This is a genomic window from Microbacterium sp. A20 (assembly GCF_004794515.1).
Lineage (GTDB): Bacteria > Actinomycetota > Actinomycetes > Actinomycetales > Microbacteriaceae > Microbacterium.
On sequence record NZ_SSDF01000091.1, the window covers coordinates 274054 to 300539 of the forward strand.

The 26486-nt window shown below is 66.9% G+C and carries 26 protein-coding genes and 1 tRNA gene; 9 read left to right on the top strand and 18 right to left on the bottom strand.

The window, feature by feature from the left end:
• The first annotated feature begins 24 nt into the window (after nt 1–24).
• A complete protein-coding gene (gene lnt, locus DW298_RS18385) occupies nt 25–1536 on the top strand; it encodes an apolipoprotein N-acyltransferase (protein WP_240745190.1) in 1512 nt (503 codons plus the stop codon).
• On the opposite strand, the gene DW298_RS18390 is transcribed toward lnt, so the two are convergent.
• From DW298_RS18390 to DW298_RS18405, 4 genes are all read right to left on the bottom strand, one after another.
• A complete protein-coding gene (locus DW298_RS18390; protein WP_029263398.1) occupies nt 1511–1894 on the bottom strand; it encodes an RNA polymerase-binding protein RbpA in 384 nt (127 codons plus the stop codon). The genes lnt and DW298_RS18390 overlap by 26 nt on opposite strands.
• Nucleotides 1895–2018: 124 nt before the next feature.
• Complete coding sequence (locus tag DW298_RS18395) at nt 2019–2795, bottom strand: glycerophosphodiester phosphodiesterase family protein (protein WP_136043909.1); 777 nt, start codon at nt 2793–2795, stop codon at nt 2019–2021.
• Complete coding sequence (locus DW298_RS18400) at nt 2792–3721, bottom strand: SPFH domain-containing protein (protein WP_136043910.1); 930 nt, start codon at nt 3719–3721, stop codon at nt 2792–2794. The genes DW298_RS18395 and DW298_RS18400 overlap by 4 nt, the downstream gene beginning before the upstream one ends.
• A gap of 9 nt (nt 3722–3730) precedes the next feature.
• Nucleotides 3731–4204, bottom strand: coding sequence for an NfeD family protein (locus DW298_RS18405; RefSeq protein WP_136043911.1), 474 nt, complete (start codon nt 4202–4204; stop codon nt 3731–3733).
• Nucleotides 4205–4326: 122 nt separating this feature from the next.
• On the opposite strand from DW298_RS18405, the gene DW298_RS18410 reads away from it, so the two are divergent.
• Nucleotides 4327–5091, top strand: coding sequence for an SDR family oxidoreductase (locus DW298_RS18410; protein ID WP_136043912.1), 765 nt, complete (start codon nt 4327–4329; stop codon nt 5089–5091).
• Nucleotides 5092–5156: 65 nt separating this feature from the next.
• Here DW298_RS18410 and DW298_RS18415 read toward each other — a convergent pair whose 3' ends face one another.
• Nucleotides 5157–5753: a DUF308 domain-containing protein gene (locus tag DW298_RS18415; protein WP_136043913.1), complete on the bottom strand. Its 597-nt coding sequence runs from the start codon at nt 5751–5753 to the stop codon at nt 5157–5159.
• Nucleotides 5754–5935: 182 nt separating this feature from the next.
• Between DW298_RS18415 and DW298_RS18420 the strand changes: the two genes are divergently transcribed.
• From DW298_RS18420 to DW298_RS18430, 3 genes are read left to right on the top strand one after another with little or no spacing between them, the layout of a single operon-like run.
• Nucleotides 5936–6334 carry a helix-turn-helix transcriptional regulator gene (locus DW298_RS18420; protein WP_205820455.1) on the top strand — a complete coding sequence of 133 codons (399 nt, stop codon included), beginning with the start codon at nt 5936–5938 and terminating at the stop codon, nt 6332–6334.
• A gap of 5 nt (nt 6335–6339) precedes the next feature.
• Entirely contained in the window at nt 6340–6750 is a 411-nt protein-coding gene (locus DW298_RS18425) for a VOC family protein (RefSeq protein ID WP_136043915.1), read from the top strand.
• Nucleotides 6751–6777: 27 nt separating this feature from the next.
• Entirely contained in the window at nt 6778–9135 is a 2358-nt protein-coding gene (locus DW298_RS18430) for an excinuclease ABC subunit UvrA (RefSeq protein ID WP_136043916.1), read from the top strand.
• A 58-nt stretch (nt 9136–9193) separates the two neighbouring features.
• On the opposite strand, the gene DW298_RS18435 is transcribed toward DW298_RS18430, so the two are convergent.
• Entirely contained in the window at nt 9194–10645 is a 1452-nt protein-coding gene (locus DW298_RS18435) for a DUF5979 domain-containing protein (protein WP_136043917.1), read from the bottom strand.
• Between the two features lie 494 nt (nt 10646–11139).
• Between DW298_RS18435 and DW298_RS18440 the strand changes: the two genes are divergently transcribed.
• Complete coding sequence (locus DW298_RS18440; RefSeq protein WP_136043918.1) at nt 11140–11862, top strand: tyrosine-protein phosphatase; 723 nt, start codon at nt 11140–11142, stop codon at nt 11860–11862.
• 42 nt (nt 11863–11904) lie between these two features.
• Here the strand turns inward: DW298_RS18440 and DW298_RS18445 are convergent, their stop codons facing one another.
• A complete protein-coding gene (locus DW298_RS18445) occupies nt 11905–12273 on the bottom strand; it encodes a VOC family protein (RefSeq protein ID WP_136043919.1) in 369 nt (122 codons plus the stop codon).
• Nucleotides 12274–12398: 125 nt separating this feature from the next.
• Between DW298_RS18445 and DW298_RS18450 the strand changes: the two genes are divergently transcribed.
• Nucleotides 12399–13673, top strand: coding sequence for an MFS transporter (locus DW298_RS18450; protein ID WP_240745191.1), 1275 nt, complete (start codon nt 12399–12401; stop codon nt 13671–13673).
• Between the two features lie 27 nt (nt 13674–13700).
• Here the strand turns inward: DW298_RS18450 and DW298_RS18455 are convergent, their stop codons facing one another.
• From DW298_RS18455 to polA, 7 genes are all read right to left on the bottom strand, one after another.
• A complete protein-coding gene (locus DW298_RS18455) occupies nt 13701–14513 on the bottom strand; it encodes an arginase family protein (protein WP_136043921.1) in 813 nt (270 codons plus the stop codon).
• Nucleotides 14514–14603: 90 nt separating this feature from the next.
• Nucleotides 14604–15350, bottom strand: a complete 747-nt coding sequence (locus DW298_RS18460) for an SUMF1/EgtB/PvdO family nonheme iron enzyme (protein WP_136043922.1) — start codon at nt 15348–15350, stop codon at nt 14604–14606.
• Between the two features lie 28 nt (nt 15351–15378).
• Complete coding sequence (locus DW298_RS18465; protein WP_205820447.1) at nt 15379–16134, bottom strand: SGNH/GDSL hydrolase family protein; 756 nt, start codon at nt 16132–16134, stop codon at nt 15379–15381.
• Nucleotides 16135–16169: 35 nt separating this feature from the next.
• The gene (locus tag DW298_RS18470; protein WP_136043923.1) at nt 16170–17522 is read right to left on the bottom strand and encodes an MFS transporter; all 1353 of its coding nucleotides are present in this window, start codon (nt 17520–17522) and stop codon (nt 16170–16172) included.
• 49 nt (nt 17523–17571) lie between these two features.
• Nucleotides 17572–18606 (bottom strand): LLM class flavin-dependent oxidoreductase, encoded by a 1035-nt coding sequence (locus DW298_RS18475; RefSeq protein ID WP_136043924.1) that lies wholly within the window; start codon nt 18604–18606, stop codon nt 17572–17574.
• A 54-nt stretch (nt 18607–18660) separates the two neighbouring features.
• Nucleotides 18661–20337: a DUF885 domain-containing protein gene (locus DW298_RS18480; RefSeq protein WP_136043925.1), complete on the bottom strand. Its 1677-nt coding sequence runs from the start codon at nt 20335–20337 to the stop codon at nt 18661–18663.
• Between the two features lie 40 nt (nt 20338–20377).
• Nucleotides 20378–23011, bottom strand: a complete 2634-nt coding sequence (gene polA / locus DW298_RS18485; RefSeq protein ID WP_205820449.1) for a DNA polymerase I — start codon at nt 23009–23011, stop codon at nt 20378–20380.
• 45 nt (nt 23012–23056) lie between these two features.
• Between polA and DW298_RS18490 the strand changes: the two genes are divergently transcribed.
• A complete protein-coding gene (locus tag DW298_RS18490) occupies nt 23057–23485 on the top strand; it encodes a hotdog fold thioesterase (RefSeq protein WP_136043926.1) in 429 nt (142 codons plus the stop codon).
• Here the strand turns inward: DW298_RS18490 and DW298_RS18495 are convergent.
• Together DW298_RS18495 and DW298_RS18500 are read right to left on the bottom strand one after the other, a co-directional pair.
• Complete coding sequence (locus tag DW298_RS18495) at nt 23460–24035, bottom strand: GNAT family N-acetyltransferase (protein WP_136043927.1); 576 nt, start codon at nt 24033–24035, stop codon at nt 23460–23462. The genes DW298_RS18490 and DW298_RS18495 overlap by 26 nt on opposite strands.
• A 2-nt stretch (nt 24036–24037) precedes the next feature.
• Nucleotides 24038–24658 (bottom strand): response regulator, encoded by a 621-nt coding sequence (locus DW298_RS18500; protein WP_017830602.1) that lies wholly within the window; start codon nt 24656–24658, stop codon nt 24038–24040.
• 99 nt (nt 24659–24757) lie between these two features.
• Here DW298_RS18500 and DW298_RS18505 point away from each other — a divergent pair.
• Nucleotides 24758–24840 (top strand) — tRNA-Leu (locus DW298_RS18505).
• 94 nt (nt 24841–24934) lie between these two features.
• Here the strand turns inward: DW298_RS18505 and DW298_RS18510 are convergent.
• Both DW298_RS18510 and DW298_RS18515 read right to left on the bottom strand, forming a co-directional pair.
• Complete coding sequence (locus DW298_RS18510) at nt 24935–25648, bottom strand: lysophospholipase (protein WP_240745192.1); 714 nt, start codon at nt 25646–25648, stop codon at nt 24935–24937.
• The gene (locus DW298_RS18515; protein ID WP_136043928.1) at nt 25585–26397 is read right to left on the bottom strand and encodes an alpha/beta hydrolase; all 813 of its coding nucleotides are present in this window, start codon (nt 26395–26397) and stop codon (nt 25585–25587) included. Before DW298_RS18515 ends, DW298_RS18510 begins: the two co-directional genes overlap by 64 nt.
• Nucleotides 26398–26486: the final 89 nt, after the last annotated feature.

Consider the following 26486-nt stretch of genomic DNA (forward strand, 5'->3'; position numbering starts at 1 on the left):
GCCGCTGCGCCCGAGCGCGCCCCCTTGCCTCTGTGGGCAGCGGTCCTCGCCGCCGCGCTCGGGGCTCTGCTGATGAACTTCTCCTACCCGGGCGCCGCGGTCTGGGCTCTCGCGTTCCCCGCGACCGCACTCCTGCTCGTCGCCCTGATCGGCCGCCGTTTCGGGGGTGCGCTTCTGGTGGGGTCGGTCTACGGCATCCTCTTCTTCGCGCTTCTGGTCTCGTGGACGTCCCGCTACCTCGGGCCGGTTCCCTGGGCAGCGCTCAGTGTCGTCGAAGGCGGCCTCACTGCCGTGGCCCTCGTGCCGATCGCGCTGGCCTACCGATGGCTGCCTCGCGCCTTTCCCGGCACTGCAGGACGCATTCTGGGGCTTCCCCTGGTCGTCGCGGCGCTGTGGGTCGGGCGGGAGCTGTTCGTCGGCTCCTGGCCGTACGGAGGGTTCCCCTGGGCGCGCGTCGGGATGAGTCAGGCCGAGAGCCCCCTGGCGCCGATCTCATCGTGGTTGGGAGTGAGTGGTCTCAGCTTCGTCATGGTGCTGCTGGTGGCGATGCTGATCGAAGTGGTCCGCCTCCGGGCGTGGCGTCGTCCGCTCGTCCTGCTGGTGCCGACGGGACTCGTGGTCATGATGCTCTTCACCCCGCTCTTTCCGACCGCGTCTTCGGGGTCTATGACGATCGCCGCGGCTCAGGGCAACGGACCGACCGGCTATTTCGACGAGCGCGAGCCGTTCTCCGTGATCCAGGCGCAGACGGAGGCGACTGCGCCGCTCTACGGTGAAGACGTCGATCTCGTGGTGTGGCCGGAGGGCTCGCTGGACGCTGACCCGTTCGAGAACGAGGCGATCGCCCGCAGGATGACTCTCGTGTCGAATCGGATCGATGCGCCGCTGCTCGCTAACGCGGCGACGGCACGGGACGGTCTCTACTTCAACACCTCGATGCTGTGGACGGCCGACGGTACGGCCACGCAGATCCACGACAAGAGGCACCCCGTCCCGTTCGGCGAGTACGTGCCGGACCGGCCGTTCTTCAACGCCCTCGCGCCCGATCTGATCGGCCTGATCCAGCGGGAGTACACGCCCGGTTCGAATCCGCCGATCGTCGAGGTCGGGGGAGTGCCGGTCGGACTCGCCATCTGCTTCGACGTCATCTACGACGATGTGATCCGAGAAGGCCTGAACGACGGCGCCGAGGTGCTGGTCTTCCAGACCAACAACGCCGACTTCCGGGGCACCGACGAGAACCTCCAGCAGCTGTCCTTCGCCAGGATGCGCGCCATCGAGACAGGGCGCAGCGTCGTCAACGTGTCGACCGTCGGCACCAGCCAGGTCATCCGGGCGAACGGGTCTACCGTCACGAGCCTGGACGCAGGAGAGGCCGGAGCACTGCTCGAGGATGTCGAGCTGCGTTCCGGCCTCACGGCGGGGGTCGTCCTGGGCCCCTGGATCCAGCAGTTCCTGCTGTGGGGCGGTCTGGGCGCGCTGCTCCTCGGGTGGTGGCGCGCCCGGGGCGTTATGCCCCGATCTTCTCTCGGGTAGGGTCTTCGCCGGCGCCTCGGCGTGCGCGGATGAAGGCGAGGCGCTCTTCGAGCAACTCCTCGAGTTCCGCGCGGGTACGGCGCTCCATGAGCATGTCCCAGTGGGTGCGAGCGGCCTTCTCGTCGCTCGCTTCGAGCGTGACGGCCTGGCCGTCGACGTTCAGGCGTGCTTCGGCGCCACAGGCGCGGCACTCCCAGGTCTGGGGCGGTTCGGCGTCCGCCGCGAACATGAGGTTCGTGACGTGGCCGCAGGTGTCACAGGTGTAGGTGGTCTCACGGCGCTCCATGAAAACGACGCCCTCTTCGCTCTGTAGGCTCTGGGCGCCGAGTCGGATGCCGCGCAGGCTGCGATCTGCCATTTTGTGGTCCTCTCGTCGCTGTCAGGTATAACGCTCCAGCCTGTGCGCTTCATCCACGCGGGCGACTTCTCGGCGCGATTCACAGCGGAATCCCAGCGCCGGAGGTTAAGGGGCGCGTCGGGTGCTACTCCGCAGCGAGGGCCCGAAGTGCGACGTCAGCACGATCCGAGACGATGCCATCGACTCCCGCAGCCACGAGGCGGCGCATGTCGCCGGCGTCGTTGACGGTCCAGACATGTATCTCGACGCCGAGGCGGTGGGCCGCGCGGACGAGCGCGGGGGTGAGCACCGTGAGAGCTCCGTGTCGCTCTGGAATCTGCAGCGCGTCGATTTCGCGGAGGACACGCGCGGGGGAGAGGCGGAGTGCGGACAGCGCACGCAGTGCCGCGATCGTCCGGCTTCCGCCGGATGTCGCAGGCCGAAGTGAGGCGCCCGCCCGCAGGACGGACGCGACCGCCGCACGGCGGTTCGCGTCCGAGAAACTCGTGACGAGCACGCGGTGGGTGTCTTCGGCGAGGATCGGCCCGAGTGGGTCGACGGCAGTCGGCGTCTTCACATCGATGTTGAAGCGGACCTCGGGAAAGGAGTCGAGCGCCTCCGCGACAGTGAGCAGCCCGCCGTGGGCGGAGAAGATCTCTCGCAGTTCTCGCGTGCGGACCTCACGTACCGCTCGGGTGTCGCCGACCAGCCGCTCGAGCGTCGAGTCGTGGAACAGCACCACGTCGCCGTCCGCCGTCACCTGACAGTCGGTTTCGATGTACTCGACGCCCGCAGCATGGGCGGCGGCGAATGCCACGGCAGAGTTCTCCCAGATGCCCGAGTCCTCGCCCTCCGCGGTGATCAGACCGCGATGAGCGAGGACTCGGGGATGCCGCGCCTTGATGAAGTACGGGTGCGTCACGCGCCGGGGAGGGTGTTCGTCGGGCCCTGGCCCGGCTTCGGGGTGAACGCGCTGCCGATGCCCTTGAGCGCCTCGGTCAGTTCGCTCGGGATGATCCACAGCTTGTTGGACTGCCCCTCGCTGATCTTCGGCAACATCTGCAGATACTGGTAAGCCAGGAGTTTGTCGTCGGGCGCACCCTGGTGGATAGCGGTGAAGACGTTCTGAATGGCCTCGGCCTCGCCCTGTGCGCGGAGCACGGCGGCCTGCTTGTCTCCTTCTGCGCGGAGGATCTCGGCCTGACGGGCGCCCTCTGCCTCGAGGATCGCCGACTGCTTGGTGCCTTCCGCGGTCAGGATCGCGGCGCGGCGATCCCGCTCCGCGCGCATCTGCTTCTCCATGGAGTCCTGGATGGAGATGGGCGGATCGATCGCCTTCAGTTCGACTCGTCCCACGCGGATGCCCCACTTGCCGGTCGCCTCATCGAGCACGACGCGGAGCTGGCCGTTGATGTTGTCACGACTGGTGAGCGCTTCCTCGAGGTTGAGGCCACCGACGACGTTTCGCAGCGTCGTCGTGGTGAGCTGCTCGACCGCGCCGAGATAGTTGGCGATCTCGTACGTCGCCGCCCGGGCATCCGTCACCTGGAAATACACCACCGTGTCGATCGAGACGACCAGGTTGTCCTCGGTGATGACCGGCTGAGGGGGGAAGGAGACGACCTGCTCGCGCATGTCGATCAGCGGCCGGAGACGGTCGATGAACGGCACGAGGATGTTGAGTCCGGGAGTGAGGGTCTTGTGATACCGGCCGAGGCGCTCGACCACGCCGGCGGTGGCCTGCGGGATGATCCGGATGGCGCGCGCGACGGTGACCACCACGAAGATGATCACGGCGATGGCGAGTATCCAGCCGATCGCTGCGGGGATGAACGATGCTTCGTCCACGGGGTTCTCCTAGTCGTTGACGGGTCGGACGATGGCGGTCGCGCCGTTGATCGCGCTCACGGCGATCGGTGCTCCCTGCGGGATGGGGACCGGGGTGGCGGTGCGCGCGGTCCAGGTGTCGCCGTTGGCGAGCTTCGCCTGGCCGGAGATCTGCGTGATCTCGACCAGCGCGATGCCGCGCAGATCGACGAGAGCATCCACATTGGACTTGGTGGGATCTTCCCCGCGCTGCAGGCGCTTGAGCAACGGAGGTCGGAGAAAGAGGATGAAGACCGCGGCCGCCGCGGCCGCGATGATCACCTGCACCCAGACCGGCACGCCGAGCAGGTCGGTCACCAGCCCGACGACGCTGCCGAAGCTGAGCATGAGGAACGTGAAGTCCAGCGAGAGCATCTCGATGACGAGGAACACGGCGATCAGGACGAGCCAGCCGATCCAAGCCCATTGGTCGATGAACGTGACGAAAGTCGTGAAGTTGTCCATGCGGCCTCCTTTGTGGTCAACGTATCACGCGGGGGACCGCCGATCCGGGTGCCACTGCGCTCCCTTGATAGTGTGAGTGGGCCGTGCGATCACGGCCTTTTCGCGCATCATGAGGAGTCACCGTGACCGACGTTCTTCCCGCAGGTTCCCTGGACGGCAAGGTGGCACTGGTCACCGGCTCATCACGCGGGATCGGCGCAGACACCGTCCGCTATCTCGCCGAGGCCGGCGCCGATGTCGTCATCAACTTCCGCAACAAGGCCCCGCGCGCCGAGAAGCTCGCCGCTCAGCTGCGCGAGCTCGGTCGTCGGGCGCTCGTGGTGGGGGCTGATCTCACCGATCCCGCATCCGTGGCGGAGATGTTCGACGCGATCTGCGCCGAGTACGGACGTCTGGACGTCCTCGTGCTCAACGCCTCCGGCGGCATGGAGTCGGGGATGGCCGAGGACTACGCGCTCACTCTCAACCGGGATGCGCAGCTCAACGTGCTGAACGCTGCGATCCCCCTGCTCGGTGACGGGGCGCGTGTCGTGTTCGTCACGAGCCACCAGGCGCACTTCATCCGCACGACGCCGACGATGCCCGAGTACGAGCCGGTCGCACTGTCGAAGCGCGCGGGCGAGGATGCTCTGCGCGAGCTCATCCCCGGGCTCGCTGAGAAGGGGATCGGCTTCACGGTCGTCTCCGGCGACATGATCGAAGGGACCATCACGGCCACCCTGCTCGAGCGCGCGAACCCCGGCGCGATCGCCGAGCGTCGCGAGTCGGCCGGCAAGCTCTACAACGTCTCCGAGTTCGCGGCCGAGGTCGCCAAGGCGGCGGTGGATCCGGTACCCGCCGACAACACGCGCCTCGTCGGAGATGTGAGCGCGTTCGTCGCCGAGTAGCCGTAGACGAGAATCGGCCCCGCTCTGCTGATGCAGAGCGGGGCCGATTCGGCGATCGGGAGTCGTCAGCTGACGGGCTCTCCCTTGACGGCTGCGACGTATTCCTTCTCGTCCTTGCCGAGCGTGATCGCACGCACGATCTGGATGATCCCGAGCACGATCAGCGAGATGCCGAGGAGCAGCCAGAAGGCGAAACCGGCGATCAGCGGCGAGAACAGCACGATGATTCCCGCGATGATGCTGAGGATCGCGTACAGAACGGTCCATACACGCGAGCCATCGCTGCCGAGGAGCGTCAGGGCGACGACACCGTCGACGATCCAGCTGACGCCGATGAAGATCACGACGACGAAGGCGAGGGTGGCTGCAGCCGCGCTCAGGTTGAAGAACGCGATGACGCCGGCGACGACGTAGAGCAGGCCGAGGACGATGTGCCCCACACGGGCCCATCCGCCCTTCGCGCCCGAGAAGATTCCGAGCCCGATGTAGACGAGACCGGCGATGACCAGGTACGACGCGAAGATCGCAGTCACGATGACAGCGGACTTCACCGGCCAGACCAGCAGGACGATTCCGGCGATGAGAGCGAGGACGCCGGCGACGGCCAATGTGACCCGGATCGACTTGAACAGCGATTTCGCCTGGGTGAGTGGTTCAGACATGGTGGGGACCCCTTTCTGAGAAGATCCTGTGAGGATGCCCCCTCAGGGTAGCGCCCTCGCGGCACACGATGGGGGAGGAGACCTCACCCGCGTTTCTCGAAGTCATCCCAGGACTCGCAACGTCATGGCAAAATCGAGTCGTGACAGCCCTGGATGATGCGCGCCTACGCGAACTCGCCGTGATGCGGAAGGTCAGGGACCGCATCGACCGGGAGTACGCGAAGCCTCTCGACGTCGAGGCGCTCGCGCGCGGAGTGCACATGTCGGCGGGTCACCTGAGCCGGCAGTTTCGGGACGCCTACGGCGAATCGCCCTACTCCTATCTGATGACCCGCCGGATCGAGCGAGCGATGGCGCTACTGAGGAGGGGCGACCTGACCGTGACCGAGGTCTGCTTCGAGGTCGGCTGCTCGTCGCTCGGCACGTTCAGCACGAGGTTCTCGGAGCTGGTGGGTGTCGCACCCAGCGTGTACCGTGAACGCGCCGCGAACGTCGAAGGGATTCCGTCCTTTCAGGCGAAACAGGTCACCCGACCGATCAGGAATCAAGAAGCACCGCGCACCCATGCGCACCTAACGTGAACACCATGAACATCAGCATCCACTACGCCTTCCTCCCGCACACCGACGCTGACGCAGCCCTCGCCTTCTACCGAGATGCTCTCGGGTTCGAGGTGCGCAACGACGTCGGGTACGACGGTCTGCGCTGGCTCACGGTCGGTCCTGAGGGACAGCCTGAGACGTCGATCGTGCTGCATCCGCCGGCAACCGACCCCGGCATCACGGATGCCGAGCGGCAGACGATCCTCGAACTCATCGCCAAGGGCAGCTACGCGGCGCTCACTTTGGCGAGCGACGACGTCGACGCCCTGTTCGAGCGCCTCGTCGAAGGCGGTGCCGACGTCGTGCAGGAGCCGATGGATCAACCGTACGGCGTGCGCGACTGCGCCTTCCGCGATCCCGCAGGCAACCTGCTGCGTATCAACCAGGCAGCCTGAACACCCACCGATCCACGAAGGACGCAGATGACCGTCGATCAGCACCCCGCCGACACCCATGACCTGATCCGCGTGCAGGGCGCGCGCGAGAACAATCTGAAGGACGTGAGCGTCGACATTCCGAAGCGACGGCTGACGGTCTTCACCGGCGTCTCCGGCTCGGGCAAGAGCTCGCTCGTCTTCGACACGATCGCTGCCGAGTCCCGGCGCATGATCGACGAGACCTACAGCGCATTCGTGCAGGGATTCATGCCGTCGGTGCCGCGCCCGGACGTCGACGTCCTGGAGGGGCTGACCACGGCGATCATCGTCGATCAGGAGCGCCTCGGCGCCAACCCGCGGTCGACGGTCGGCACGGTCACCGATGCCAACGCGATGCTCCGCATCCTGTTCAGCAAGCTCGGCCAGCCGTACATCGGCGGCCCGACGGCGTTCTCCTTCAACATCCCCACGCAGAAGGCGAGCGGGGTGATGACCGGCCCGGGCGGGGAGAAGAAGATCGTCAAGGATGCGATCTACCTCGGCGGCATGTGTCCGCGATGCGAGGGTAGGGGAGCGGTATCCGACCTCGACCTGGCGCAGATCGTCGACGAATCGAAGTCGCTCGACGAGGGCGCGATCATGGTGCCGGGATACACCGCGGACGGCTGGATGGTGAAGGGCTTCTCTCAGTCTGGGTTCTACCCGGCCGACAAGCCGATCGCACAGTTCACGGAGAAGCAGCGTCACCTCTTCCTCTACGGCGAGGTGACGAAGGTGAAGATCTCGGGGATCAACATGACCTATGAGGGTCTGATCCCGAAGATCACCAAGGCGATGCTCTCGAAGGATCTCGACGCGCTGCAACCGCACATCCGCTCCTTCGTGGAGCGTGTGGCGACCTTTGCCGTGTGCCCGGAGTGCGACGGCACGCGACTGACCGAGGGGGCCCGCTCCTCGAAGATCGATGGCATCAGCATCGCCGATGCGTGCCGCATGCAGGTCACGGATCTTGCCGATTGGGTGCGTGGACTCGACCTGCCTGGCGCCGGCCCGCTGCTGCAGGCGCTCAGTGCCAATCTCGACGCGTTCGTGACCCTCGGCCTCGGATACCTGAGCCTCGAGCGGCCGTCGGGGACGTTGTCCGGGGGAGAGGCGCAGCGGATCAAGATGCTGCGTCACCTCGGTTCGTCCCTCACCGACATCACCTACGTGTTCGACGAGCCGACCATCGGCCTGCACCCGCACGACATCCAGCGCATGAACGGACTGCTGCTCCGACTGCGGGACAAAGGCAACACCGTCCTGGTCGTCGAGCACAAGCCGGAGACGATCGCGATCGGCGATCACGTGATCGATCTGGGTCCCGGAGCGGGAAGCGCCGGCGGGGAGATCTGCTTCGAGGGCACGGTCGAGGGGCTGAAGACGAGCGGCACCAAGACGGGCAACCATCTCGATGACCGGGCGCGGCTGAAGGATGCGGTGCGCTCGGCGTCTGGTGCGATCGAGGTGCGCGGCGCTACGGCGAACAACCTGCAGAACGTCGATGTCGACATTCCCACCGGCGTTCTCACCGTGGTGACCGGTGTCGCCGGGTCGGGCAAGAGCTCACTCATCCACGGCTCGGTGTCGAAGCGCGAGGGTGTCGTGGCGATCGACCAGGCGGCGATCAAGGGCTCCCGGCGCAGCAATCCTGCGACGTACACGGGGCTGCTCGAGCCGATCAGGAAGGCCTTCGCGAAGGCCAACGGTGTGAAGCCGGCTTTGTTCAGCGCCAACTCCGAGGGGGCCTGCCCTTCTTGCAAGGGTGCGGGCGTCATCATCACCGAACTCGGTTTCATGGACACGATCGAGACGCCGTGCGAGGACTGCGGCGGCAAGCGCTTCCAGGCGGGCGTCCTGGAGTACAAGCTCGCGGGCAAGGACATCACCGAGGTGCTCGACCTCCCGGTCGCTGAGGCGCGGCTGTTCTTCAGTGAGGGCGAGGCCAAGCTCCCCGCAGCCACGGCGATCCTCGGACGCATGGAAGATGTGGGGCTCGGCTACCTGTCACTCGGGCAGCCGCTGTCCACGTTGTCGGGCGGTGAACGCCAGCGCATCAAGCTCGCGATACAGATGGGGGAGAAGGGCGACGTCTACGTCCTCGACGAACCCACGACGGGCCTCCACCTCGCGGATGTCGACAAGATCCTCGGACTCCTGGACCGACTGGTCGACTCCGGAAAGACCGTGATCGTCATCGAGCACCACCAGGCGGTCATGGCGCATGCCGACTGGATCATCGACATCGGACCCGGTGCGGGCCACGATGGCGGCAAGGTCGTGTTCGAGGGAACGCCGAGGGATCTGGTATCCCAGAAGTCGACCGTGACGGGGGAGCACCTCGCCGAGTACGTCGGCGCCTGACGTGTAGAGCAGGAGGCCTACGGAAAAACCGGTCGGATTCCGTAGGCCTCTTCGCCTCTCAGTCCCTCCGGCGAACTCTGCGCACCACCAGAAGTAGAGTCCCCGTCAGCAGCGTGCCTGCAGCGATGAGCAACAGGGGACCGGAGTCCGCACCGCTGACGGCGAGTGACCCATCAGCTGCGGTCGGCACATTCGGCGTCCCGGGAACACTCGGGGTATCGGGGGCGACGGGCGGCTCGCTGGGCGGTACCGCCGCCACCGGATTCTCCAGGCTGATCGCGACGGTGCCGTCGGCGACCGTGAAGGTGGCCGTCCCATCGGCGTTGTCAGTAACTTCTTCGCCGGCGTAGATCGGCGTGCCGTAAGTGACCCCGGCGCCTCTGGCGGCAACCTCGGAGAGCGTCACGACCGTGCCGACGGGCAGGTCGGTCAATCCTCCTGTCGACCCCTCGGTGAGCGTCAGCTGACCGGTCTTCGCGGAGCCGTCGGCTTCGTATGTGTAGTCCACCGTGTACTCGGCGCCCTCCACGAGGCTCGCTCCGGTACCGCTGACGGTCTTGGTCACCTCGAACCCGCCGAGGTCATCGCCGCCACCGTCTCCGCCGGATGCGATGTACTGCACCGGGCGGGCGGTGACCGTGCGATCTGCGACGGTCATGGTGTTGCCGAAGGCCTCACCGTCTTGCACACCCGCAGGAAAGTCCATCTCGGTGATGAACTGGTAGAACCGGTCGTCGCTCGTCACCGGTGCGATGAACGTCACGGTGAAGGTGTGCGCGCTCTCGTCCGCGACGATCGAGTACGTTCCCGGACCGGTGCCTTGCGAGACGTCGTGCCAGGCCTGGCTGCCCCAATCGGAGTCATAGCTCCAGCGCGCGGACATCGCCGTCGGATCGAACGTGAGTGCCTCGTCGTAGACGTCGACGATCGTCACGGGCTCGCCACCCGCAGCCGCCAGGAACTCCGCGGGAACCGTCAGCGCCCACGTCATTGACTTCCCATCAGCGTTGACGGATCCCCACTTCTGAGGTTCTTGGGGCACGTCGCCGGTGCTGTCGGCCACGCCGCCTGGAGTCGCCACCGCGACGGTCGTTCCGTTGTCGGCGATGAAGACGACTTCATCCTCCTCGACAGCTTCGGTGAAACGTGCTTGGAAGTGCAGCGTGCCGTGCACATCGGTGTGCGTGTCGACGTAATCGCCGAGCGTGCAGAGGAACGAAGAAGACGAGACCACGCAGGTTCCCACCTCCGCGTCTTCTGTATCGCGCAGCGCGAAGGTCGCCGCATATCCGGACAGCGCATCGGGGAAATCGAGCTCGAACGTATCTCCTGCGGTGACAACGTCGTCAACTGCCCATGTCGCCTCGATGGTGTACGGAGTGTCCGTCACGAGAGGCGGCGCGTTCGCGATCTGGACGCCGGTGATGGCCGGCACGGGTGAGGCCGTCGCCGGCGCCGTGAGGAGGAGGCCGGACGCGGAGCCGGCGAGAACAGCCGTCAGACCGAGCACGAGGCGACGAGCGACACGATGTCATGAGCCCAAGCCTCCAATGATGTGTTTCATTCCTGTCCTTTGATTTCAGTGTGGCTCGTCGGCTTGTGGCGACGCGTGGTGCGAACCGGGCGCCAGATTTGCATCGACGGACTCATGCGCGATATTGCGTAACCTCTTACATACGACTGACTGTCCATGTTTGAAGACTCAAGGCGCACAAGCGAGAGCTGATCGATTACCTATGGGAGCAGCGTGACACGCCGCAGATATGGCGGTGGGTGGCTCGTACGGTACAGCGTCCGCTGGCCTGGTCGTCCATTCAGCGGCTCGTCATCGATACCCTGGAGCGATCCGCGTGCTGCGCTAGGCGGATCAGGCGGGAAGTGCGTGAATACTTCGCGCCCGGCGAAATCCACGTAACCGAGCGAGACGAGCTATCACCGATAATGCACATTATGTCAGGTCGCTCCGAAATCGACTCCCCGCCTCCGCGCTCATAGACTCTCGGCATGCGCGACCTCGGATGGGACGGGTACTTCAATGCCCGTGATCTCGGCGGACTCCCCACGTCGTTCTCCGCTACCGGTTCCACGCTTTTCGGGCGGGTCGCACGGGGGCCTCGGCGCGAACTCCTGACGGAAGCGGGATGGCAGGACGCTCAGCGGTGGGGCCTGGGGGCGATCGTCGACCTACGATGCGCGTACGAGGTCGGCGCTCGGGACGGCGATCCGGATGTCGCTGCAGAGACGAGCACGATCGTCGCCGTGGTGAATGCTCCGACGGAGGATCAGGACGACGAGGAGTTCCGCGCCGTCTGTTTCCCGATTCTGGACTCGCCGCTCTACTGGCGCCACAACTGGCGGATACTGCCCGAGCTGGTGCTCGACGCCCTGACGGCGATCGCCGCTGCTCCCCGCGGGGTCCTCGTGGACTGCAGCGCAGGACGCGACCGGACGGGGATGATCAGTGCACTGCTGCTGAGCAACGCCGGCGTGAGCCCAGACGACGTCGCTGCCGACTATGCGGAGTCGGTGAGAGCGATGGTCGGCGCCCAGACTCACGCCCCCACCCTCGACCGGCAGGCCGGCTGGAGCGCCGACGAGGTGACGAACTGGATTGCGCAGACCGGTCCGATCGTGGCGGACATAGCGGCCGATGTTGATGGGGCCTTCGCCGCCATCGGTGCGAGCGCTGATCTGCGGAACAGGCTGCGCGCGCTCCTCACCCGGTGACAGGAACCTGACGCGGTGGCAGGCCGCTCCCCCGCGCTCGAGCTACTTCACGGACCAGACGCCGAGCTCGTTGCCGGTCGGGTCGGAGAAGTGCAGGCGTCGCCCGCCGGGGAACTCGTAAGGTGCCTGCAGGATCGTGCCACCTGCCGAGACGATGCCACTCATCGTCGCGTCGAGGTCGTCCGAGTACAGGAGCACCAGCGGGCCGCCGACCGGACGCGGCTCGTCGGCGAGCATGAGTCCGCCGACCTCGCTGCCGTCATCACGCGGGGACACGATGCCCGCATAACCGGGTCCGTAGTCGTTGAAGGTCCACCCGAACGCCTCGGCGAAGAATCGCCTCGATGCTTCGAGATCGGTGACGACGAGTTCGACATAGTCGAGGGAATGATGCAGAGGGGAACTGGTCATGGCGTCACGTTAGCCCCCCGGTCCGACATCGCCCGCGGGCAGAGGCGACGCTGTCGCAGGAGTAGCGTTGACATGTGCCGCAGGTCCCCCACTCCCCCGTGTCCACGCCAGGATTTCGCGCATGGGTGATCTGGTCCGTCGGCGTCGCAGCCTACGTGCTGGCGATCACGAACCGCACCTCCCTCGGCGCGGTCGGAGTGGAGGCGGCCGACAGGTTCCAGGCGGACGCATCGACACTCGCGCTGTTCGCCGTCGTGCAACTCGCGGTCTACGGCGGGATGCAGATCCCGATCGGGATCCTGCTCGACCGCTTCGGCTCGCGCCCCATCATGACGATCGGCATGTTGCTCATGGCGGCGGGGCAGCTGACCATGGCCCTCTCCCCCAGCATCGGCATCGCGATCTTCGCGCGCGTTCTGCTCGGCGCGGGAGACGCGGCGATCTTCCCCGCCGTGCTGCGTCTGGTCGCGACGTGGTTTCCCGCACAGCGTGGTCCGATCATGGTGCAGTTCACCGGGATCATCGGGCAGACCGGTCAGCTGATCGCCCTGGTCCCGCTCGCGGCACTGCTTCATGCGACGACCTGGACCATCACTTTCGGCAGCATCGCCGGCCTCGGAGTGCTGTTCACCATCCTCGTGGCGCTCGTCATCCGCAACCACCCCGCAGAGCGCGGCGCCGACGTCACGGTGAATACCGACACGGGCGTCATCCGCGTCGTCACATCGGCGATCGACACGGGCGTCGGCATCCGCGCCGCCTGGGCCCATCCGGGCACTCGCCTCGCCTTCTGGTCCCATTTCACGACACCGTTCGCGGGCACCGCGTTCGTCCTGCTCTGGGGAATGCCCTTCCTCACCGCAGCCGAAGGGCTCGACACCGCTCATGCGGCGGGAATCATCTCCGTATATGTCGTTGCCGGCATGCTTCTGGGGCCGATCATCGGCGACCTCTCGCGAAGACTGCCCAACCACCGATCCCTGGCACTCGTGCTCCCCGCCGTAGGCGTGCAGATGGCGGCGTGGATCGCCGTCATCGCCCTTCCTGACACCGCTCCGCTCTGGCTGCTCTACGTGCTGGCGATCGCACTCGCGACCGGCGGTCCTGCATCGATGATCGCCTTCGACCATGCCCGCACGCACAATCCGAGCCACCGGCTGAGCACGGCGACAGGTGTCACCAACGCGGGCGGCTTCATCGCCGCCCTCATCGCGATCTTCCTGATCGGACTCGTCCTCGACATGCAAGGCGCCGGTACTCCCGAGACATACACCCTCGAAGCGTTCCGCATCGCCTTCCTCATGCCGATCCCGCTATGGATCATCGGAACCGCGTTCATTCTCATCGAGCGCAAGCGCACACGCATCCGCATGGGCCTCGATCCGGAGCGCCGTCGCTGACTGTTCCGCGATCGTGGGTACGGAGGTTCAGCGAAGAAGGTGCTGAAGCGTCTCGATGATCAGCTCGACACTCACGCGCTCGGGCACCTCCGCGTCGCCTGCTTCGAACTCCGCCAGCTCGACACCCCGGACGGAGTCCTGCGGAAGGGCGGAGAAGATCGCGGCGATCTGGTGCGGCAGCAATCCGCCCCCGACCCGGTAAGCAGCCGGGATGTACCCCGGCTCGAGCACGTCCCAGTCGACGTGGACCCACACGGGGCGACCGGCGACGAGCTCCCGCACCCGCTCCGGCGTGCTGTCCGATGGGGCCAGCACCGTCACGCCGGCGCCGGCGAGCAGCTCCCCCTCGGCCGGATCGATATCGCGTCCGCCGACCACGACGACCTGCTTCGGGTCGAGTCCTGAGCCGTGCCCGCTGTCCCAGAGTCCGCAGGCGGCCGCGAGGACCATTCCCCCGAGGTAGCCGGACTCCGTGGTCTCAGGGGTGTTGAAGTCGCCGTGCGCGTCGATCCACAACAGCACTGCGTCGGGGTGACGCTCGGCGACGGTCGGAAGGGTGCCGAGACTCGCCGCGCACGTGTTGGTGATGAGCAGCGGTGTCGTTCCGGCGCCGAGGGCGCTCTGCAACGCATCGCGCAGACCGGTCAAGGTCTCCTCCGCTTGCGGGAGCGCGACGGACCAGTCGTCGACCGTGCTCGCCGTGGGTGTTCCGATCACCTGTGGCTCGAGATCGAGCAATGACGCCACCGACTCGCCGACTCGGCGGGCGCCGACGAGGGCCCCGTCGGTGCGGTCGGCGACGCGACCCTGGGAGACGATGAGCGAGTACGTGGATGCCATGGATCCAGCTTTCCATCCGGGTGACGACGGACAAAACCAGCGACCGATCACACGCGCTCAGTGACCGGCGGACGCGGGGCGTGGGTGTGACTACCGCCTCCGCGGCGTCCAGCCCGAAGGCAGCGGACCGTCTTGCACCGCACGTTCGCGGTCTCCCTGAGCCGACCAGCCCTGCGCCTGACCGGGCGTATCGAACGCCCCTCGCGCGAGACGGAGTCCCACGTCGTCGTGATGCATGCGCGGCGCTCCCCCACGACGAACCGATGCCCGGACGCTCCACGCGTCGTCGGCGAATCCGCCGCCGCGGAACACGCGATAGTCGTCGTAGCGGGCGGGGTCCAGGAGGTCCCAGCACCACTCCCACACGTTGCCGAGCGTGTCGAAGAGACCGTTGAGGTTCGGCAGCTTGCCGCCGATGTCCTGCGGAGAAGACACTCCGTCCGCGCTCGTCCACGCGGCGTCGGCGAGGGGCGCGTAGTGGGGGCCGGTCGATCCGGCGCGGCACGCGAACTCCCATTCCGCCTCGGTCGGCAGCCGGTAGCCGTCGGCCGTGGTGTCCCATGTCACCTCCTCGCCGTCGAACAGGTAGACCCGGTCGAGGCCCTCCCAGTCGGACGCGGCATTGCAGAAATGCACAGCCCGCAGCCAGGAAAGATCCGATGCGGGGCGCCGTGGATGTTCGACCGGTATACCGAGGACGTCGGCAAGCTGTTCCTGCGTGACCGGGTAGACGCCGATCTCGAACGGCTCGAGCTCGACCACACGCTGCTCTTTGCGGCGTGCATCGTTCAGGGCCACGACACCCGCAGGGATGCGAGCGAGTTCGAGCTCGCTCACGCACCCACCCGCAGCGTCTGCGCGAGCGTCACGAAGGAACCCGTTCGACCCACGTGGGGTACTTCGCGGTGCGGCCGTCACCGGACGACGTGCGCGTCACGCGACGCCGCACCCACGGGCCGACGAACTCGCGGTAATACGCCAGGCCGGACGGACCGGTACCCAGACGATCGTTCGGCGCCCACCATGTCTCCGGAGGCTCGAAGCCCAGTGCGTGGAGCACGCGGGCAGCCACGCGGTGATGCCCCGCGGCGTTCATGTGCAGGCGATCGTCGGCCCAGTACGCGCCTCGGGAGAGCTCCCGATCCGGCCAGTTGAGGGCTCGGATGACATCGGGGCGCTCTTCGATCCGCCGCATCACGGCCTCCGAGAGCAGATCCCCTCGACGCTGTACGAGCGATCCCATCGGAAGCTGCCCACTGGGGTTCGCACCGGAGAGGAGGATCATGGTCACCCCCTCTTCGTCGCAACGGCGCAGCACCCGGCTGAACGCATCCGCAATGTGCTCGACGTCGGTACGAGGGCGCAGCATGTCGTTGCCGCCGCCGTTGAACGACAGGTGTGTGGGGCGCAGAGCGAGCGCGGGCTCGAGCTGCTGCTCGACGATCGGCCAGGCCAGCTTGCCGCGGATGGCGAGATTCGCGTATTGGATGGGGTGTCCGGCGGCGTCGGCCCAGCCCTGCGCCGCGAGATCGGCCCACCCGCGCTCCTGCCCGCTCGGGAGCACGTCGCCGACGCCCTCTGTGAACGAGTCGCCGATAGCCACGAAACGCACATCTGCCATCGTCCCAGCCTATTGCGGCCCGACGACACCGGGCTTCAACGATCGTCGAGAGCCTGGCCTCCGCGATCGACGAGGCCCCAGGCGGCGGCGGCCGCGCCGAGGAAGCAGACGCCGAACACCGCGAACAGCAGAGGCGCTCCCCCGGCGAGAAGCAGGACGGGGACGGACAGCGGCGCCACGATCGAGGCGATCCGACCGATTCCGGCCGCCCATCCCGCTCCGGTCGCCCGCAGAGACGTGGGGTAGATCTCCGGCGTCACGGCGTAGAGCGCTCCCCACGCGCCGAGGTTGAAGAAGGACAGCGCCATTCCCGCTCCGATGATCGCTCCTTCGGTGGAAGCCGTGCCGAAGATCACGGCCGACACGGCAGAGCCGACGAGGAACACTGAGAGGGTCAGACGTCTCCCCCAGACCTCGATAAGCCAGGCGGCGACGGCGTATCCGGGGAGCTGAGCGAGCGTGATGATGAGGGTGAAACCGAAGGACTTGACGAGGTCGAAGCCGGCATCCACGAGGATGCTGGGGATCCAGATGAAGGCACCGTAATAGGCGAAGTTCACTCCGAGCCAGACCAGCCACAGGCATAGCGTCCGCAATCGGAACTCCGGATTCCACAGGGTTGCGAGGCGTGCGCGCGCCGTGATCGCGATGGCTCGAGAGGGCGGCTCCTTCCGGATGGCCGGTGCCGAGAGGACTCTCGCATCCGCCTCGAACGTCGACACGATGCGGTCCGCTTCTGCGATGCGGCCCCGAGAAGCGAGCCAGCGGGGTGATTCGGGCATCCGCCAACGGATGAACAGTGCGTACACCGCGGGGATGGCGCCCAGTGCGAAGGCCCATCGCCATCCGGCGTCGGAGGTGGGGATGACGAGGAACCCGATCACCGCCGCGGCAGTCCACCCGAGAGCCCAGAAGGCCTCCAGTACGACGATCAGACGACCACGGATGCGGGCCGGAGCGAACTCGCTCACATACGTCGAGGCGACAGGGAGCTCGGCGCCGAGGCCCAGACCGACCAGGAACCGCAGGACGAGAAGCGCAGCGAGTCCGCCCACGAGTGCGCTCGCACCGGTCGCGACGCCGTAGACGAGCAGCGTGAGCGCGAACACCTGTCGTCGTCCGAAGCGATCTGCGAGGAGCCCGCCGAGGGTGGCGCCGATGGCCATGCCGACGAAACCGATGGAGGCGATCCAGCCGGCATCGCTCTTGCTGAGGTCCCACTGCTGCGTGAGCGCCGCGAGGATGAACGAGATGAGACCGACATCCATCGCATCCAGCGCCCAACCGAGCCCGGACCCGGTCAGCAGGCGGAGGTGGCGACGCGTGAACGGGAGCCCGTCCAGGCGTTCAGCGAGCGAGTCGCGGCTCGGCAGGGCGGTGTTGGCCATGCTCCTCATCGTAGAGCCGCGCCAAGACCGCCCTGCCCCGGATGACGGCTCAATCGCGCTCGGCGAGGATCCTGCGCACCCGCGGGATGACCTCGGTGCCGTAGAGCTCGATGCTGCGCATCATCGACTCATGCGACAGGGTGCCGGTGGCGTACTTCAGGTCGAAGCGTCCGAGCCCGAGAGTGGTGATGGTATCGGCGATCTTCGCCGCGACGCGGTCCGGGGAGCCGGCGTAGATCGCACCCTCCGGTCCGACGTCGTTCTGGAATCGCGCGCGGCTGTACGCGGGCCATCCGCGCTCACGCCCGATGGTGTTGTTCATGGCCTCGAAGCCCGAGTAGGCGGCATCCCACGCTTCGGCGTCGGTCTCGGCGATGTGCCCCGGAGAGTGCACGGAGATCGGGTGCGACGTCGTTCCGAAGGATGCGACCGAACGGTGATAGAGATCGACGAACGGCTTGAAGCGGTGGGCCGGTCCCCCGATGATCGCCAGCATCAGACCGAGACCGTGGCGGGCGACCCGCACGACCGACTCCGGACTGCCGCCGACGCCGACCCAGGTGCGCAATCCGTTCTCGGTCTTCGGGAACACGTTGGCGTTCTCCAGCGAAGCTCGCATGGTGCCGGACCAGGTGACGGGTCCCTCCTTGAGCAGCTCGACGAAGAGCTCGAGCTTCTGCTCGAACAGGGCGTCGTAGTCGCGCAGATCGTAGCCGAACAGCGGGAAGGACTCGATGAAGGAGCCGCGTCCGAGCACGACCTCGGCCCGCCCGTTCGAGAGCGCATCGAGCGTCGAGAACCGCTCGAACACGCGCACCGGGTCGTCGGAGGACAGCACGGTGACCGCTGTGCCGAGTCGGATGTGCTCGGTGCGCGCAGCGATGGCGGCGAGCACCATCTCCGGCGCGGAGACGGCGAACTCCGTGCGGTGGTGCTCCCCCACCCCGAAGAAGTTCACACCGACCGTGTCGGCGAGCTCCGCCTGCGCCACGATGTTGCGGATCGTCTGCGCCCCGGTGAGGAGCTCTCCGTCCGCATCCCTCGTGATGTCGCCGAAGGTGTCCAGCCCGAATTCGATGCTCATGTCATCCCTTCCTATTCACGTGAATGAACACGCGAGGGCCGGACAGCATTCCCGTCAGCGCGGCAGCAGCGTCGTACGCAGCGTGTCGAGGCCGACGCCGCCGATGTCGAGGGCCCTCTTGTGGAAGTCCTTAAAGGCGAAAGAGTCACCTTCGGCAGCCCGCACACCGTCACGGACCTGCTCCCAGATGCGCTGACCCACCTTGTACGACGGCGCCTGACCCGGCCAGCCGAGGTAGCGGTTCACCTCGAACTGCACGAACTGATCGGACATGTTCACGTTGCGGCGCATGAATTCGAGGGCGTAGTCCGCATCCCAGACGCCGTCTCCGTCGAGCCGCGGCTTGCCGAGGTGCACACCGATGTCGAGCACGACCCGGGCCGCTCGCATGCGCTGCCCATCGAGCATTCCGAGACGGTCGGCGGGATCGTCGAGGTAGCCGAGCTGCTCCATGAGACGCTCCGCATAGAGCGCCCATCCCTCGGCATGGCCCGAGGTGCCCGCGAGCAGACGGCGCCAGGAATTGAGCTCGGCGCGGTTGTAGACCGCCTGCGCGATCTGAAGGTGGTGACCGGGGACGCCCTCATGGAAGACGGTGGTGAGTTCGCGCCAGGTGTCGAACTCCGTGACGCCCTCGGGAACGGACCACCACATACGACCGGGACGGGAGAAGTCGTCTGTCGGGCCGGTGTAGTAGATCCCACCCTCCTGCGTGGGGGCGATCATGCACTCCAGGGTGCGGATCGCCTCGGGGATGTCGAAGTGCGAGGCGCCGAGCTCGGCGACGGCACGATCGCTGGTCTCCTGCATCCACTTCTGGAGCGCATCCGTGCCGACGAGCTTGCGGGCGGGATCGGCTTCGAGATGAGCCACCGCCTCTTCGACCGAGGCTCCGGGGAGGATCTCGTTCGCGATCGCGGTCTGCTCCTCGACCATGCGTGCGAGCTCTTCACGGCCCCATTCGTACGTCTCATCGAGATCGATCGTCGCGCCGAGGAATCGGCGGGAGTTGAGCGCGTACAGTTCGCGCCCCACGGCGTCTACGTCGCCGGCCGCCGGGGCGAGCTCCTCAGCGAGGAAGCGACGCAGCTCGTCGTAGGCGACCCGTGCGGCGGCGGAATTGTCGGCGAGCGTCCGCGCCAGGGAGGCGGGAAGCTGCCCCTCGTCGGGGTCGGCGTGCGCCACGAACGCAGCGAAGAAGCCGTCATCGGCGGTGTAGCGGTCGATCTGGGTGGCGACCTCGACCACCTGGCGGCGCGCGGGCGTGACGCCCTCCGCGATGCCGGTGCGGAGCGTCTCGACGTAGCCGCGGAGCGCCCCGGGGACGGCGGCGAGGCGAGTCGCGATCACGTCCCAGTCCTCGACCGTCGACGTCGGCATCAGGTCGAACGCCGAACGCACATCCTGCGCGGCCGAAGCGATGACGTTGAGATCGCGCAGATGCCACTTCGCGTCGTGAAGCTCGAGATCGAGGCGGAGTTCCGCGCTGAGATCGGTCTTGGTGACCTCATCGATCGCGTCGACAGGAGTTAGCGCAGACAGCTTGTCGAGGGTCGACCGGGTCGCCGCGGCGATCTCCTCATGGCCGGCCGGGCTCAGATCGCCGAAACGATCGTTCACCTCGTCGCGGCCGATGTAGGTGCCGAGAGTGGGCGCCAGAACCGCGATCTTTTCGACCCATTCATCGGCGACGGCGTCGATGGCGGAGGGGGTGCGGGGAGCTGAAGTCATAACTGCCAGCCTAATCCCCGGGCCCCTTCCCCGCCGGAGGTCAGTGCGCGGCTTCGTTCCAGTCGCGACCACGACCGACCTGCACATCGAGCGGCACGGACAACTCGGCCGCATCGCCCATGCGCGCGCGGACGATGCGCTCGGTGGCATCCCACTCCCCCGGAGCGACTTCGACCACGAGCTCATCGTGGATCTGCAGCAGCACCCGCGAGGAGAGCTGTTCGGACCGCAGATCGTCGTGGATGTGCAGCAAGGCGATCTTCATGATGTCGGCGGCGCTGCCCTGGATCGGCGCGTTGAGCGCCGCACGCTCCGCGTTCTCACGGAGCACACGGTTGGGGCTCGCGAGGTCGGGGAACGGGCGACGGCGGCCGAAGATCGTCTCGGTGTAGCCGACTTCCTTGGCCTTCATGACCGAGGCGCGCAGGTAGTCGCGCACCGCGCCGAAACGCGCGAAGTACTCGACCATGAGCTGCTTGGCCTCGGACTGCTCGATGCGCAGCTGCTTGGAGAGCCCGAACGCCGAGAGCCCGTAGACCAGGCCGTACGACATCGCCTTGACCTTGGTACGCATGGCGGGCGTCACCTCGCTCGGCTCGACGCCGAAGACCCGCGCACCCACGAAGCGGTGCAGATCTTCGCCGCTGTTGAACGCCTCGATCAGTCCTTCGTCACCCGACAGGTGCGCCATGATGCGCATCTCGATCTGCGAGTAGTCGGCGGTGAGAAGAGCCTCATACCCTTCGCCGACCTCGAACGCGCTGCGGATGCGGCGCGACTCCTCCGTGCGAACCGGGATGTTCTGCAGGTTGGGGTCGGTGCTGGAGAGGCGCCCGGTCTGGCTGCCGGTCTGTACGTAGGTCGTGTGCACACGGTGGTCGTCGCCGATCGCCGTGTCGAGCGATTCGATGATCTGACGCAGCTTGGTCGCTTCACGATGCTGCAGGAGCAGGCTCAGGAAAGGATGCGGGTGGCTCTCCTGAAGGTCGGCGAGCACCGCCGCATCCGTCGAGTAACCCGTCTTCGTCTTGCGGGTCTTCGGGAGCTGGAGGTCTTCGAAAAGGACCTCCTGCAGCTGCTTGGGCGAGCCGAGATTGAATTCGCGCCCGACGACGGAGAACGCCTCCTGCGCGAGCCCCTCGGCGCGCGTGGCGAGCTCGCCGGAGAAGGTCGAGAGCACCTCGTGGGAGACCGCCACACCGGCGACCTCCATGTCGGCGAGGGTGAGCAGCGTCGGCAGCTCGATGTCGACGAGGACCTTGCCGACCGACTCCGGGATGTCTTCCCGCAGCGCATCGGCGACGCGCAGGGCGAACCACGCCTCCTGTGACGGCGTCGCGCCCTCGGTCTCGGGCACGAGCTGCGACGGGTCGGCCTCAGGCAGCTTCTCGCCCAGATAGCGCTCCACCAGGTCGGCGAGGGTCTTGTCGGGGAAGCTCGGGCGCAGCAGCCAGCCGGCCAGGCTCGTGTCGTAGGCGAGACCACGGAGCCGGATGCCCTGACGGATCAGTGCCTTCACCTGCGGCTTCGCATCGTGCAGGACCTTCGGCGCGTCGGATTCGATCCATTCGCGCAGGGCTTCTGCTGCGGCATCCGTCCAGTCGGCCTCGCGGAGCTCAGTCAGCGTAGCGACCCCGATGCGCACCGGCACGCCGCCCTGGGTGGCGACGCGAAGTGCGACATCGTCGCTCTGCGCTGCAGCCCAGGCCGCGAGGTCGGTGGGCGAGACCTCGACAGGGACGGGAAGGACGACGACGGAGGCGGGGTCGTCGGCGACTTCGCCGGCTCCGACAGCTTCGAAGACTCGCGGCAGAAGCGTGCGGAACTCCAGACGCGCGAAGATGTCACGCACGGCCTGCGCATCGATCGGCGCGACCGCGAGGTCGGCAGGGCCGACCGGAAGCTCCACATCGGTGAGCAGACGGTTGAGCTTGCGGTTGCGGCGCACGTCGTCGATGTGATCGCGGAGATTGCCACCGACCACACCCTTGATCTCATCGGCCCGTGCGATCAGCTCGTCGAGTGAGCCGAACTGCGTGAGCCACTTGACCGCGGTCTTCTCACCGACCTTCGGCACACCCGGCAGGTTGTCGCTGGTCTCGCCGACGAGGGCCGCGATGTCGGGGTACTGCTCCGGACGCACACCGTACCGCTCCTGGACGGTCGTCGGGTCGTAGCGCTTGAGCTGCGACACGCCCTGAACCGACGGGTACAGCAGCGTGACATCGTCGTTGACGAGCTGGATGGTGTCACGGTCGCCCGAGACGACGAGCACCTCGTAGCCCTGCTCCGCGCCCTGGGAGGCAAGCGTCGCCAGGATGTCGTCGGCCTCGATCCCCTCTTTTGTCAGGACCGGGATCGACATGGCGGCGAGGCAGTCCTGCAGAAGCGGGATCTGCCCCTTGAACTCCTGTGGCGACTCCGAGCGCGTGGCCTTGTACTCCGGGTATTCGTCGGTGCGGAACGAGTGCCGTGAGGTGTCGAAGGCGATGGCCAGATGCGTCGGCTGCTCGGCCTTGATGAGGTTCACCAGCATCGACAAGAAGCCGTAGATGCCGTTCGTGTGCTGGTTGTCCTTCGTCGTGAAGTTCTCGACCGGAAGGGCGAAGAAGGCACGGTAGGCGAGCGAATGGCCGTCGACGACCATGAGGGTAGGCTTTGCGGAGTCCGTCACCCTGTCAGCCTAACGAGGACGACAGACACCCGCTGAGGAGGATGCATGAGCGACGTCGCGACGAGCGAGGGTCTCGACTGGGCCACGGCCCGCGGGATGGGGGCTCTGGCCGAGAAGATGGGCATGGAGTTCGTCGAGTTCAGCGTCGATCGCTGCGTCGCGACCATGCCGGTCGAGGGCAACACTCAGCCTGTCGGGCTCATGCACGGCGGCGCGTACGTGGTGCTCGGAGAATCGCTCGGCTCGATGGCGGCGAACCTCCACGCGGGCGCCGGTCGCTTGGCGGTCGGTGTCGACATCAATGCCACCCACACGCGTTCGGCGACGTCCGGCGTCGTCACGGGTGTGTGCACACCCGTGCACCTGGGGCGGAGCATCACGGTTCACGAGATCGTCGTGACCGACGATCAGGGGCGCCGCTGCTCGACGATCCGCATCACGAACATGATCAAGGACGTTCCCGCCGCGCGCTGAGCGGTTCTTCCAGCAGCCGCTGGAACAGCAGGTGATCCTGCCACTCCCCCGCGATGCGGAGATACTTCGGAGCGAGTCCGATCCGTTCGAAGCCGTTTCCTAGCAGCACGCGCTGGGATCCGACGTTGTGCAGCAGCGTCGCGGCCTGCATCCGGTGCAGACGCAGCTCGACGCGCGAATACTCCAGGACCTGTGCGACAGCGCGGCTCGCCAACCCTCTGCGCTGCCTTGCGGCATCGACCCAATAGCCGAGATCTGCGCTCCAGAACGCGCCGCGGACGATGTTGTTGATGTTCATCCGACCACGGATCTCACCGTCGTCCGACTCGATCACGAAACGGATGCTGCGACCTGACTCGGCGTCGGACACACTCTCCTGAGCGTGACGCTCCTGCGAGGCGACGGTGAAGAACGACTCGTCTCGGAGCGGCTCCCACGGCGCGAGGTGATCCCGGTTCGACAGGTACGCCCTCGAAAGCGCCGCACCGTCGCCGGCGCGGACGGGCCGCAGGATGTGCTCGCCATCCAGCCGGAGGACTCCGGCGCTCACCGCTACTTCTTGGGGGCGAGCTGTTCGATGATCGCCTTAGCGACGTCCTGCATCGTCAGGCGGCGGTCCATGGACGCCTTCTGAATCCAGCGGAACGCCTCGGGCTCGCTCAGGCCCATCTTCTCGTTGAGCAGGCCCTTGGCCCGGTCGACGAGCTTGCGGGTCTCGAAACGCTCGACCATGTCGGCGACCTCGGCCTCGAGCGTGATGATCTGCTCGTGACGGGCGAGGGCGATCTCGATCGCGGGGAGGAGGTCGTTCGGCGTGAACGGCTTCACGACGTAGGCGAGTGCGCCCGCTTCGCTCGCCCGCTCGACGAGTTCCTTCTGGCTGAACGCCGTGAGGAGGACGACCGGCGCGATGTTGCCCTTGTGCAGCTTCTCGGCGGCGCTGATGCCGTCGAGCTGTGGCATCTTCACGTCCATGATGACGAGGTCGGGACGCAGCTCGGTCGCGAGTGCGACCGCGGTCTCTCCGTCACCGGCCTCACCGACGACATCGAAGCCGTTGTCGCGGAGGATCTCGACGATGTCGAGGCGGATCAGCGACTCATCCTCGGCGACGACGACGCGTCGCGGGGCGGATGACGTGGGCTGCTCGGCCTGCTCTTCTTGCTCTGTCACAGAACCATCCTAGTGGAGAGCTCTGTGAGCAGGCCGTAGGTGCTCGGTGCGGAGGATCGAACCCCTCCCCTGCGCTAAAGTCGTAGACGCGACACACGAGCCGGCGTGGCGGAATGGCAGACGCGGAGCACTCAAAATGCTTTGTCCGAAAGGGCGTGTGGGTTCGAGTCCCACCGCCGGCACACGATGAGAGATCCAGCGCTGGATCACGGGCTGGGGCTGGGGCGTGCTGCTCGTTCCCGCCGCAGTGGTGCCTCGCGCTAGGACCTCCCCGGGCTATTCGGCGAGGACGGCCAGCTCGGCCAGGACGCGAGGGTGGGCGAGGATTCGGAAGTGCCCGCCGGTCTCGAGCCGGACATTCTTCGCACCGGCCAGCTCGCTCCCCTCCGGGATGTGAGGGTCGAACGCCGCATAGATCGACACGATCCGCTCATTGACCGTGAGCTGCCGGGCCATGTCCACGATCGACGGGTCTTCCGGGGAGAAGGCCCGCAGGGTGCGGGACAGCATCAGGCGGGCGTAGCGCGAGCCGCCGAACGGCGTCGCGATGGCGAGCATCGAGCGTACGCGCTCCCCCGCCGGGCCGGTCATGACGAGCTTCCCTGCGAGCCCACCCTTGCTGTGAGCGACGAGGATCACGTCGGAGAGCTCACGTCGCTCCAGGAACTCCGCCACGGCGGCGGCGATGTCGGCGACCGGTCGCTCGTTCCGATGAAGCGTGTCGACGATGTGCACGGCGTGCCCCTTCGCGCGCATCTGCTCCACGAGGGGCTGCATGAACTTCCACGTCTCGTACACTCCGGGGAGAACGACGATGTGCGCCCCGCTCCCTGATGTGAAGCTCGCCGGATCGGTGCGATCGAACGTCGCGCGCAACTGCCAGTAACCCGCGTATGCGTAATCGGCGATCCACCAGGCGGCCTTCCTCAGCACGCCGATGATGTGCTCCCGGTCGTTCGACGCGCCACGGATCGCGCGCTCGGCGGCCACGGCCCCGCCGTGTTCGCCATGATGGCAGCAGCGACAGCGCGAGGAGCGGAGTGCTGCACGACGTGGTGGCGCCCCGGGACCTCCACGAGCCGTGCAGCCCGTGCGGTATCGCGCAATCGACGACACCATGCGCGACCTGCCACCGGGTCATCCCCGCCCCTCATCACCAGCACGGGCGGCTGTAGCTCGGAATAACGCTTCTCGGTCGGATACGCGATCATGTGCCGCGCCTGCTTCAGATACCAGGGGACTCCGCAGCGCAGATAGTCGGCGAACACGATCAGGTTGATGAGAGGCGTCTCGCCGAGCGTGTCGACGGCAAGTGCCCTGGCCTGAGCCATGAGGCTGCGATGGCGCTGGTCCACCACAGGGCCGATCGCGACGACCGCCTGCACGCGCTCCGGACGATGCAGGACGGCCTCAGCAACCCACTGCGCGCCCATCGAATGCCCGACCACGATGATGCGCTCCTCCCCCAGGGAGGCGATCACCTCCGAGAGCGCTCGTCCCATCCGCCCCACGTCGGGATCGCCGGAGGGCTTGGGCAGCCCCGCGAATCCCGGCAGATCCACGGACACGACACGTGTGAAATCAGCGAACACGCCCTGCAACCGCGACAGGTAGCGATGCGACATCCCGATTCCGTGCACGAGCACGATCGCAGGCGAATCCGTGCCGGGAGGCCGTGGGCTCTCCCAGAGACCGAAGGTCATCCGGTCGACGACGACGCGACGACGGGAAGGGCTCATGCTGTGAAGCTACCGCAACGCGCGGAAATGTAGCACGGGGTTGACGGGCCCACCGCGGCACGACAGAGGGGGCGAGACCGAAGTCCCGC